Source organism: Massilia sp. UYP32 (assembly GCF_050434365.1).
GTDB classification, from domain to species: domain Bacteria; phylum Pseudomonadota; class Gammaproteobacteria; order Burkholderiales; family Burkholderiaceae_D; genus Telluria; species Telluria timonae.
Map to the genome: position 1 here is coordinate 115,094 of NZ_JBNDIK010000016.1, position 11,125 is coordinate 126,218.

7 protein-coding genes are annotated in these 11,125 nt (G+C 65.9%); 2 read left to right on the forward strand and 5 right to left on the reverse strand.

The genetic code is table 11. The annotated features are described in order from the left end of the window. Window positions 1–5: 5 nt before the first annotated feature. Entirely contained in the window at window positions 6–2,675 is a 2,670-nt protein-coding gene (locus ABIB42_RS14415; protein WP_429248541.1) for a TonB-dependent receptor, read from the reverse strand. Window positions 2,676–3,289: 614 nt separating this feature from the next. Here ABIB42_RS14415 and ABIB42_RS14420 point away from each other — a divergent pair. After that, window positions 3,290–4,324: a porin gene (locus ABIB42_RS14420; RefSeq protein ID WP_005668723.1), complete on the forward strand. Its 1,035-nt coding sequence runs from the start codon at window positions 3,290–3,292 to the stop codon at window positions 4,322–4,324. Between the two features lie 128 nt (window positions 4,325–4,452). On the opposite strand, the gene ABIB42_RS14425 is transcribed toward ABIB42_RS14420, so the two are convergent. The 4 genes from ABIB42_RS14425 to ABIB42_RS14440 form a co-directional block, all read right to left on the reverse strand. After that, window positions 4,453–6,093, reverse strand: a complete 1,641-nt coding sequence (locus ABIB42_RS14425; RefSeq protein WP_429248542.1) for a methyl-accepting chemotaxis protein — start codon at window positions 6,091–6,093, stop codon at window positions 4,453–4,455. A gap of 225 nt (window positions 6,094–6,318) precedes the next feature. Further along, window positions 6,319–8,040 (reverse strand): methyl-accepting chemotaxis protein, encoded by a 1,722-nt coding sequence (locus tag ABIB42_RS14430; protein WP_429248543.1) that lies wholly within the window; start codon window positions 8,038–8,040, stop codon window positions 6,319–6,321. A gap of 132 nt (window positions 8,041–8,172) precedes the next feature. Further along, the gene (locus ABIB42_RS14435) at window positions 8,173–9,864 is read right to left on the reverse strand and encodes a methyl-accepting chemotaxis protein (protein ID WP_429248544.1); all 1,692 of its coding nucleotides are present in this window, start codon (window positions 9,862–9,864) and stop codon (window positions 8,173–8,175) included. Window positions 9,865–9,877: 13 nt separating this feature from the next. Then, complete coding sequence (locus tag ABIB42_RS14440; RefSeq protein ID WP_005668716.1) at window positions 9,878–10,348, reverse strand: chemotaxis protein CheW; 471 nt, start codon at window positions 10,346–10,348, stop codon at window positions 9,878–9,880. 237 nt (window positions 10,349–10,585) lie between these two features. Between ABIB42_RS14440 and ABIB42_RS14445 the strand changes: the two genes are divergently transcribed. Next, a complete protein-coding gene (locus ABIB42_RS14445) occupies window positions 10,586–11,116 on the forward strand; it encodes a GNAT family N-acetyltransferase (protein WP_219862930.1) in 531 nt (176 codons plus the stop codon). The last annotated feature ends 9 nt before the right edge of the window (window positions 11,117–11,125 follow it).

Here is an 11,125-nt window from a genome sequence, read left to right on the forward strand (position 1 = left end):
CGTCCTCAGTTGCGCCACCTGAGCGCCAGCCCCACCACCCGGTCATAGCGGCGCACGTCGCGCGGCAGCTGCGGCACGCTGTGGTAGTCGTGGTAGGCCTGGTCCAGCAGGTTGCTGCCGTCCAGGGTCAGGGTCAGGCTGTCGGTCAGCTTGTACGACACCGAAGCGTCCAGGGTCTTGAGCGGATCGACGACGATGTTGTACGGCAGCGCGCGGTAGTTGTACTCGGCGGTGAACTTGTCGCGCCAGCTGTAGGCCAGGCGCGCCGACCACTTGCCGTACTCGTACAGGGCGACCACGTTGGCCGACAGCTTCGACATGCCGGCGAAGGTGTTGATGGTGCCGTCCGCTTCGGCCAGGCCGCCATCCATCCAGGTGACGTTGGCCTGCATGCCGAGACCGCCCAGCCAGCCCGGGAGCTGGGTGTAGAACTGCTGGTAGGCCAGCTCGGCGCCCTTCAGCTTGCCCTCGACCGCGTTATACGGGCGGCTGACGTTATAGGTGTCGCCATCGTGCACCTCGGGACGCGCGCTGCGGCGCAGGTAGTTGTCGTAGTCGTGCTGGAACAGCGTGCCGGTGATCGAGCCGGCCGGCGCGAAATACCATTCCAGGGCCAGGTCGACGTTGCGCGCCTCTTGCGGCTTGAGGTTCGGGTTGCCGGCGGTGCCGGTGGCCAGGGTGGTCGTGGTCGACGGGAACAGCGCCAGGCCCGGGTTATAGTCGGCAAATGGCGCGCGCTCGATCGCCTTGCTGGCCGACAGGCGGCCGATCAGGTCCTGGCGAAAGTGCGCCCGCAGCGACAGGCTCGGGAGCACGTCGCTGGTGGTGGACGAGACCGTGGTCGGCGACACCACGCCCTCGCGCGCCGAGAAGCCACTGATGCGCTGCTTCGTCTTCACATAGCGCAGGCCGGCGCTGCCGTCGATCGGCAGCGACCAGGCGTCGAAGCCGAAATTGGCCTTCAGGTAGACGGCGCTGGTCTGTTCGCGGTCGGCATAGAACGATTGCGGATTGTCCGGCCGCGGATCGCGGTCGCCACGGATCGCCTGGCGGATGTCGCCGGTGTGGTCCAGCAGGTAATCCATGCAGGGCGCGTAGAACTGGTTCATGCCATAGTTGCCGCCGGTCTCGGGGCTGGTGCAGTTCAGGCCCGGGAAGTCGGTGACGCGGATGGCGTTCGGCGACCACAGATTGGGAGCCGGCGAGTGGCCATTGAGCTCGTGGACGAAAGTGGCGTCGCGTTCCGCGTAGCGCACCCCGGCGCTGAGTTCCCTGAAGAAGCCGTCATTCTCAGGCGTCCAGGCCACGTCGCCGCGCCAGTCGTTGGCGGCGCCGCGCGAGCGGTTGTGGTTGTCGAACAGGGCGAACATGGTCCAGTTGGCGGGGTCCGTCATATCGGTGCCCGGGTACGCGAGGTAGCCGCCGCCGTCGCGCACCTCGGCGTGGATGGCCTTGGAGCGGTCCATCACGGTGTCCAGGATCGGGTTCTTCATGCCGTGCTTGCTGATCGTGCGAACCAGCTCGGTGCTCACGCGCACGCCGGGCATCGCCTTCCAGATCGCGCCGACCGCCGCCTGGTGGGTCTCGGCGACCTCGCGCCGCGCCTGGGTCGAGCTCAGGGTGAAGGTATTCACGTCCGGGTGGCTGATCGAGCCCAGGTAGTTCGAGCCGGGCATGGTGGTGACCGTCGCTCCCGGGTTGTTGATCGGCAGGTCGCCAACAAAAAAGATGCTCTGCGAATCGTGCTCGATCCTGGTCGAGAAGCTCTCGGCATAGACCTCGAGGTCTCTCGTCGGCCGCCACTGGACCGACAGGTTGCCGGCCAGGCGTTCGCGGTCGCCGCCGGTCATCACCCGCCCCATCGACGGCGCGCCGATCACGCCGCTGTCGAGGGTGCGCGGCTCGCCGACGAAGGCAGTTTCGTCGTGGTAGCGTCCGCGCTGGTAGGACAGGCCGCCCAGCACCCCGATCTCGCCGATGCCGGTCTTCCAGCGGTTCGACAGCAGGCCGGAGACGTTGGGGTCGACCTTGTCGGCCTTGTCGCGGTGTTCGCCGCGCAAGTTGAAGGCGGCCTGGGCCCCCTTGAAGTCGAACGGACGGTTGGTGCGCACGTCGATCACGCCCGAGGTGCCGCCTTCGACCATGTCGGCGCCCTGCGATTTATAGACGTCGACCCGCTGCAGCATCGCCACCGGCACGTCGGCCAGGAACAGGCTGCGGCCGGCCGCGGTGAACATCTCGCGGCCGTTGTACAGGGTGACGATGCCGCCCAGGCCACGAATGACGACGTTGCCCGCTTCGCCGTTCTGGCGGATCACCTGCACGCCCGGCACCCGGCCCAGGATCTCGGCCACGTTCTTGTCGGGGAACTTGCCGATGTCGTCGGCGACGATGGAGTCGAGCAGCTGCTCGGCGTCGCGCTTGATGGCCTGGGCGCTCTGGGCAGCCTGGCGGGTGCCGGTGACGGTCACCACGGCGTCGGGCGGGACGGCTTCCTGGGCGCCCGCGGTGGCGCACGTCAGGCCGAGGCCGGCGCCGGCCAGGGCGGCGACGGTGGCGCGCAGGGCGAAGCGGCGGGAAGAAGGACGAGAAGCAGGACGAGAAGCAGGACGAGAAGCAGGCCGAGAGGCAGGGGAAAGTACGGGCGTGACGAAGCCCGGTGCATACCGTTTCATATGTCTCCTTTGTCGTTATATGCCGGTATCCGGCTGTATTTATGTACTACTCGACAATGATGGTAGGCGGCCCATCGAGAACGTTCCAATCAATTTTTCTGGCGCTCCGATACCGATTTAAGTATCGAGGCTTCTGTCAAGCTCCTCGTGAAAGATGACGCTGGAACGGCAAATCGCGATGCACTACCGCGGTGCAAAAAGCGCATAAGCATAGTGCGATGACAACGATGTGAACTGCCATTTGATCTTGAGCAATAGCGTGAGCCGCTATATATGCACGCTTCGGCGGCGGCTGCCGCTTACCGCTCCGCATCGAGCCCGCACCGTTATTGCGCACTGCAACAGATGTCAAGGGCGAAAATGTGGCGTTATTGCAACGCAATAAGTTGATTATTGGCAATTATTTGAAAGTGCGCGGCGCGCCTGCGCTAGGCTCACAGAAAGCCCGCCAATACAGGGTTCTCCTATGAAAAGCGGTGTCGAACAAGGGCAATTTTCGCTTGTCAATGAGGGGTTTCGACCCTGTTCCGATTGGACCGTGCCCGATGACAAATGTCCACTTGGCATGTCATGATGGATAGGCTATTTCACAAACAAACACTGGAGAGACATCCATGAAGCACAAAATTCTTGCCATCGCCATCGTGTCGGCACTGCCGCTGGTCGCCCAAGCACAAACCAGCGTCACCATGTACGGCTTGATCGACGCTTCGATCGGCGTCGAGAACAACGATGCGCCAGGCGAAAGCAGCCGCACCGTCGTGTCGTCGGGCACCCAGTCGGCAAGCCGTCTCGGCTTCCGTGGCACCGAAGACCTGGGCAATGGCCTGAAAGCCCTGTTCAACATCGAAGCCGCGATCGCCGCCGACACCGGCGCGACCAACTCGCGCATGTTCGACCGCCGCGCCGTGGTCGGCCTGCAAGGCGCCTTCGGCACCGTGACCGTCGGCCGTGAATACGGTCCGATCGCCGCCGTCGCCAGCGCTTCGGACACCCTGGGCCAGGGCTTCTACGGCTCGAACCTGGCATCGTTCGGCACCAACCGCCTGACCCGCCGCCTGGACAACTCGGTCAACTACCAGAGCAATGCCCTGAACGGCTTCACCCTGCGCGCAGCCTACGGCGCGGGCGAGCGTAACGAGACCGACCTGCAGGATACCGGCGACATCACCGGTGTGGCGCTGGAATACGCGAACGCGGGCTTCTACGTCGGCGCCGGCTACCAGAATCGTGAAGACCTGCCGAGCGGCGACAGCAAGGAATACGGCGTCGGCCTGGGCTACAAGTTCGGCAACTTCGAACTGCGCGGCGGCTACCTGGCGGCCGATCCTGAATTCGCCAACGGCATCGACAACAAGTACGAGCAGATGAACGCCGGCGTGTCGTACGGCTTCGGCGCCAGCCGCGTCTACCTGAACTACCAGCAGCAAGAGCAGGAACTGGGCGATGCGGAAGGCAAGGCAATCACCCTGGCCTACACCTACACCCTGTCGAAGCGCACCAACGTGTACGCTTCGTACGCCAAACTGCGCAACAACGGCACCGGCGTGTTCACGCTGGCTGGCTCGGGCAACGCGATCGCCCTGCCTGCAACCGCCTTCGGCGCGGACCCACAGGTCTACAACATCGGCGTGCGTCACTCGTTCTAAGCGACTCTGCCTCAAGCCGGGTGCCCGTCACCCGGTGCGGGTTGCAAAGAAATACGCCAACAAAAACGGCAAGCCTTGCGGCTTGCCGTTTTTGTTTGGCCTGTCGATTTCTTTGTCGTTCGATTTCTTCAGAACGCCGGCGCCGCCGCAGGACCGGCAACCGCAGGGCGCCTGGACGCCGGCGCCCGGACGACGGGCCGTGGCGCTTCCACGGCCGGGCCGGCAGCGATCCGGAACACCGCCACCGCCTGCGCCAGCCGCGCCGCCTGCTCCTGCATCGCATTCGATGCGGCGGCGGTTTCCTCGACCAGGGCCGCGTTCTGCTGCGTGCCTTCGTCCATCTGCGCCACCGCCCCGTTGATCTGCTCGATGCCGGCGGTCTGCTCCAGGCTGGCCGCGCTGATCTCGGCCATGATGTCGGTCACCCGGCGCACGCTGTCGACGATCTCCTCCATCGTGGCGCCGGCCTGGGCCACCAGCCGGCTGCCGTTGGCCACCTTGTCGCTCGAGTCGCCGATGAGCTCCTTGATTTCCCTGGCTGCCGCCGCCGAGCGCTGGGCCAGGTTGCGCACCTCGGTCGCCACCACCGCGAAGCCGCGCCCCTGCTCGCCGGCCCTCGCCGCTTCCACCGCCGCGTTCAGCGCCAGGATATTGGTCTGGAAAGCGATGCCGTCGATGACGCCGATGATGTCGCCGATCTTGCTGGAAGACGCCTGGATCTCGTCCATCGTGCCGACCACCTGGTGGATGACTTCGCCGCCGCGCGCGGCCACGCCGGACGCCGATTCGGCCAGCTTGTTGGCCTGGCGCGCATTGTCGGCGTTCTGGCGCACGGTCGAGGTCAGCTCTTCCATCGACGACGCGGTTTCTTCCAGCGCGCCGGCCTGCTGCTCGGTGCGGCTCGACAGATCGAGGCTGCCGGCGGCGACCTGCTCGGCCGCGACCGCGATGGTGTCGGTGCCGGCGCGCACGGCGCCGACGGTGCGCGCCAGGCTGTCGTTCATGGTCTTCAGGGCCTGCAGCAGCTGGCCCGTTTCGTCGCGGGTGGTGACCTCGATGCGGCTGGTGAGGTCGCCCGCGGCCACGGTGTTGGCCACTTCCAGCGCGCGCGCCACCGGTCGCGTGATCGAGCGCGTGATCCACAAGGCGATGCCCGCGGCCAGCGCCAGCGCGAACAGGCCCAGGCCCCAGGTCTGGCGGATGGTGCTGCCGTAGGTCGTGGCCGCGTCCTGCGCCGCCGCCGCGCTGAACTGCTTTTGCAGCGCCAGCTCGGCGCCGGTGGCTTCCTTCAGGATGCCCAGGCGCGGACGCAGCTCATTGAGAAGATAAGCCCTGGCCTGCGCGTCCTCGCCCGCCTGGATCAGCTTGACCAGCTGGTCGGCGCCGGCCAGGTAGCTGGCGCTGGCCGTTTCCATGCGGCGCAGGATGCCGATCGATTCGGCGTGCGCCATCAGGGTCGGCTCGATCTCGACCAGGGTCGTGGTCATCACCTTGCGCGCGTCCTCGATCGCCTGGACCTGCCGCTGGCGGTCGGCCGGATCGTCGTTGAGCATCATGTTGCGCACGGCGATGGCGATGATGCTGATCTGGGCCTCGACCCGGTTGCTCATCTCGATGGCCGGGATGCGGTGCTCGACGATCTCCCTGGTGCCGTTGTTCAGGCGCAGGATGGAGGCGTTGCTCAGGGCGCTGATCAGCACCAGCATCAGGCTGACGGCGCCGAAACCCAGCGCCAGGCGCTTGCCGATACTCAGGTTTGCTAACTTCATGGTCGTACTCCTCATTTCCAGTCTAATAATAGATATTGCCAATCGGAAATTAGAGTAAGTTCCAGTTCGTACTATGACGATGTGTGCACGCTAACAAAACGGGAATATTGGACTGAAAGCCAGGTTTTTTGGACGATATGCAAAGTGTCCGACAATGTTTGATGTCAAGAATTACAAAAAAAACGGCAAGCCTGGGCTTGCCGTTTTTTGTTGGACGTCCTGGAATCAGAACTCTTCCCACTCTCCCGCAGTAACGGGCGTCCTGGCCCTGGCAGTTGCCGGCTGCACGGCCGTCCGTGCCGGCGCCACCCGTGGCGCCGGCTTCGTCTGCGTCGTCACCAGGACACGCTGCGGGGTTGCCGCCACGTCAGGCGCCATGTCCGCCGCCGCCCGCGCCTGCTCGCCATCGATCCGGAACACCGCCACCGCCTGCGCCAGCCTGGCCGCCTGCTCCTGCATCGAGGCCGACGCCGCAGCGGCTTCTTCCACCAGGGCGGCGTTCTGCTGCGTGCCTTCGTCCATCTGCGCCACCGCGCCGTTGATCTGTTCGATGCCGGCCGTCTGTTCCTGGCTGGCCGCGCTGATCTCGGCCATGATGTCGGTGACGCGGCGCACGCTCTCGACGATCTCCTGCATCGTCGCGCCCGCCTCGGCCACCAGGCGGCTGCCGTCGGCGACCTTGCCGCTCGAGTCGCCGATGAGCCCCTTGATTTCCTTGGCCGCCGCCGCCGAGCGCTGGGCCAGGTTGCGCACCTCGGTCGCCACCACGGCGAAGCCCCTGCCCTGCTCGCCGGCGCGCGCCGCCTCCACCGCCGCGTTCAGCGCCAGGATATTGGTCTGGAAGGCGATGCCGTCGATGACGCCGATGATGTCGTTGATCTTGCTGGACGATGCATTGATCGCGTCCATCGTATTGACGACCTGGTGAATGACTTCACCGCCGCGCGCGGCGACGTTCGACGCCGACTCGGCCAGCTTGTTGGCCTGGCGCGCATTGTCGGCGTTCTGCTTGACAGTCGAGGTCAGCTCTTCCATCGACGATGCCGTCTCTTCCAGCGCCGACGCCTGCTGTTCGGTGCGGCTGGACAGGTCGCGGCTGCCCGCCGCCACCTGGCCGGCGGCGACCGCGATGGTGTCGGTGCCCACGCGCACGGTGCCCACGGTGCGCGCCAGGCTTTCGTTCATGCTCTTGAGGGCCTGCAGCAATTGGCCGGTCTCGTCACGGCTGGTGACGTCGATACGGCTGGTCAGGTCGCCCGCGGCCACGGTATTGGCCACGTCCAGCGCGCGCACCAGGGGACGCGTGATCGAGCGCGTGATCCACCACGCGACCACGGCGGCCAGCGCCAGCGCCAGCGCGCCCACGATCGACATCAGCCAGGTCGTGCTGCGATAGGTCGCCTCGGCCTCATTCCCGGCGCGCACGCTGAGCTCCTTCTGCAGCTTGGTCTGCTCGGCGGTGGCGCCCTTGAGTTGCGCCAGGCGCGGACGCAGTTCGCGCACCAGATAGTTGCGCGCACCCTCGTCGTCGCCGGCGGCGATCAGCTTGAGCAGCCCATCCTGGCCCGCCAGGTAGCCGGTGTTCGCAGCCGCCATCCGCTCCAGGATCTCGCGTCCTTGCGGCGTGGTGATGGTCGTGCGCAGCGCGGCCAGCATCTCGTCCATGATCTTGCGCGAGGCCATGATCTGGTCGACCTGCTTCTGGCGGTCGGCCGCATCGGCGTTGAGCATCATGTTGCGCAGCGCGAGCGCGATATTGTTGTTTTCGGACTCGAGACGCGCGGTCGCGTCGATCGCGGGAATGCGGTTGGTGACGAGCATGCGGGTGCCGTCGTTGACGCGGGCGAGCATGACGTTGCTCAGGCCGAGCATCACGACCAGCATCAGGCCGACGGCGCCGAATCCAAGGCCCAGGCGCTTGCCGATATGAAGGTTCTGCAGTTTCATGTAGGTGTTCAGTCCTTACAAAGTTGAATAAATATTTTCCAGTTCAAAAAAGAGTGGGTGGCGCGTGGATCGCCACCGCCAGGCGAAAACAAGGCAGGCCGCGGCCTGCCTCCTCGTGGGCCGGTGACGACGTCAGAATTCTTCCCACGCTCCCGCGTCCGCCGTCGCTTTTCCTCGCGTGGAGACCGGCCTCGGGGCTGGCTTCCGCACGGTCAGCGCTGGACGGACCGGAGCCGGCGATGCGTCCACCGCGGCGGTCGACGCCGCCAGCATCTGCTCGCCATCGATCCGGAACACCGACACCGCCTGCGCCAGCCGGGTCGACTGCTCGCGCAGCGCCGCCGCAGCGGCCGCCGCTTCCTCGACCAGGGCCGCATTCTGCTGCGTGCCCTCGTCCATCTGCGCCACCGCCCCGTTGATCTGCTCGATGCCCTCGGTCTGCTCCAGGCTGGCGGAACTGATCTCGCCCATGATGTCGGTCACGCGGCGCACGCTGTCGACGATCTCCGCCATCGTGGCGCCGGCTTCGGCCACCAGGCGGCTGCCGTCGGCCACCTTGCCGCTCGAGTCGCCGATGAGCCCCTTGATCTCCTTGGCCGCCGCCGCCGAACGCTGGGCCAGGTTGCGTACCTCGCTCGCCACGACGGCGAAGCCGCGGCCCTGCTCGCCCGCACGCGCCGCTTCGACCGCCGCGTTCAGCGCCAGGATATTGGTCTGGAAGGCGATGCCGTCGATGACGCCGATGATGTCGTTGATCCTGGCCGAGGAAGCATTGATGGCGTCCATGGTGCCTACCACCTGCGCGATCACGGCGCCGCCACGGGCCGCCACGTTCGATGCGGCGTCGGCCAGCACATTGGCCTGGCGCGCATTGTCGGCGTTCTGGCGCACGGTCGAGGTCAGCTCTTCCATCGAGGACGCCGCTTCTTCCAGCGCCGATGCCTGCTGCTCGGTGCGGCTCGACAGGTCCTGGCTGCCCACCGCCACCTGGCCGGCGGCCACCGCGATGGTGTCGGTGCCCACGCGCACGGTGCCGACGGTGCGCGCCAGGCTCTCGTTCATGGTCTTGAGGGCCTGCAGCAGCTGGCCGGTCTCGTCGCGCGTGGTGACCTCGATGCGGCTGGTCAGGTCGCCCGCGGCCACGGTATTGGCCACTTCCAGCGCGCGGCCGAGCGGGCGCGTGATCGAGCGGGTGATCCACCAGGCTACCAGCGCCGCCAGGACCAGCGCGGCGGCGCCGAGGCCCCACATCAGCGCGCTGGTGTTGCGGTAGGTGGCTTGCGCATCGCGCGCCGCGGCGTCGGCGATCTCGTTCTGCAGGGCGGTCTGCTCCCTGGTCGCCCCCTTCAGCCGCACCAGCAGCGGACGCAGCTCTTCGCTCAGCAGCGTGCGCGCCGCCTCCACCTCGCCGGCGGCGACGTGCCGGATGATGGCGTCCTGCCCCGTCTTGTATTGGGCGGTCTCGTTGCGCATCTGGTCGAGCAGCGCCAGCGCCTGCGGGTTGTGCAGCGCGTCCTTCAGCTTGGCCAGGATGTCGTCCATCGCCGCGCGCGACGCCATGATGTCGCGCACCTGGCGCTCGTGGTCGGCCGCATCGTCGCTCAGCAGCATATTGCGCAGCGCGATCGCGATGTCGTTGATCTCGGCCTGCATCTGGTTGGTCAGCGCGATGCGCGGCATGCGGCCGTGGACGATCTCGTCGGTGCCGGCATTGATCCGGCCCAGCATCGCATTGCTCATCACGATCATCACCACCAGCATGGCGCAGATCACGCCATAGCCCAGCGCCAGGCGCTTGCCGATGTTCAGGTTTGCCAGTTTCATGTTGGTGCTGTCCTCAAGCCGCGCGCGGCAGCGCCGCCACCAGTCCAAGCTCGTCGGACTGCATCAGTTTGTCGATATCGAGCAGGATCAGCATCCGCTCGTCCACGGTGCCCAGGCCGAGCAGGCAGTTGCCGTCCAGCGTGGCCTGCATCTCGGGGGCGGGCCGCACCTGCTCCGGGGTCAGGGTCACCACGTCCGAAACGCTGTCGACCACCATGCCGATCACGTGATGCTCGATGTTCAGGATGATCACGACGGTGAAAGCGTCATACACCGCCTCGCCGATGCCGAACTTCAGGCGCATGTCGACGATCGGAACAATGGCGCCGCGCAGGTTGATGATGCCCTTCAGGTAGTCGGGAGCGCTGGCCAGGCGGGTAGGCGCTTCGTAACCCCGAATTTCCTGTACCTTGAGGATACTAATTGCGTACTCTTCCTTCCCTAGCCGGAAAGACAGCACTTCGTTCTCGTTGCCTGTTTCCATCGTACCCCCTTGTATCGGACTGACCGGATTGTTTGAATTTCCAAGAGGAAATACAGTACAAGCAGCAATTCGTGGTGTCGATGGTCAATTGTTAAGATCTGTAAATTTTTCCCCGTTTCGGCCGTAAGTATGGCGCCATTGCAACGGGTTTGAACCGCTTATTACCTACGATGAAATTGCATTGGCACGAATTGTGCTAGAGAAATAACATCACTTATCCAGCACCCGGGAGCCCCCATGATCATCCGCCGACTCGACCCGCGCGCCATCGCCGAACGCAAGCCGCAACTGGCCACGCTGCTGCTCGATGCCGTCGCCGATGGCCATTCGCTCGGCTTTCTCAACGGCCTCGACCAGGACGGACTCGACGCCTATTGGCAGGGCGTGGCGGACGAGGTCGGCGTCGGCCGGCGCGTGCTGCTGGCGGCCGAGCGCGACGGCAACCTGGTCGGCAGCGCCCAGCTCGACCTGTGCCTGAAACCGAACGGCGACAACCGCGCCGAGGTGCAGAAGGTGCTGGTGCATTGCACGGAGCGCCGCCGGGGCATCGGCACCGCCCTGATGCAGGCGCTCGAGATCGAGGCGCTGGCGCTGCGCCGCGGCCTGCTGTACCTCGACACGGCGGCCGGCTCCGAGGCCGAGCAGCTGTACCGCAAGGCCGGCTACCACAAGGTCGGCGAACTGCCCGAGTACGCCTGCACCCCGAACGGCCGCTGGCACGCGACGGCGATCTACTACAAGACGCTGTTCACCCGCAGCCGCGCCTGAGCCGCGGCA

What these genes read in the sequence shown, in the direction of transcription:
- ABIB42_RS14415 (WP_429248541.1), bottom strand. Translation starts at nt 2,675, where the DNA reads ATGAAACGGTATGCACCGGGCTTCGTCACGCCCGTACTTTCCCCTGCC.
- ABIB42_RS14420 (WP_005668723.1), top strand. Translation starts at nt 3,290, where the DNA reads ATGAAGCACAAAATTCTTGCCATCGCCATCGTGTCGGCACTGCCGCTG.
- ABIB42_RS14425 (WP_429248542.1), bottom strand. Translation starts at nt 6,093, where the DNA reads ATGAAGTTAGCAAACCTGAGTATCGGCAAGCGCCTGGCGCTGGGTTTC.
- ABIB42_RS14430 (WP_429248543.1), bottom strand. Translation starts at nt 8,040, where the DNA reads ATGAAACTGCAGAACCTTCATATCGGCAAGCGCCTGGGCCTTGGATTC.
- ABIB42_RS14435 (WP_429248544.1), bottom strand. Translation starts at nt 9,864, where the DNA reads ATGAAACTGGCAAACCTGAACATCGGCAAGCGCCTGGCGCTGGGCTAT.
- ABIB42_RS14440 (WP_005668716.1), bottom strand. Translation starts at nt 10,348, where the DNA reads ATGGAAACAGGCAACGAGAACGAAGTGCTGTCTTTCCGGCTAGGGAAG.
- ABIB42_RS14445 (WP_219862930.1), top strand. Translation starts at nt 10,586, where the DNA reads ATGATCATCCGCCGACTCGACCCGCGCGCCATCGCCGAACGCAAGCCG.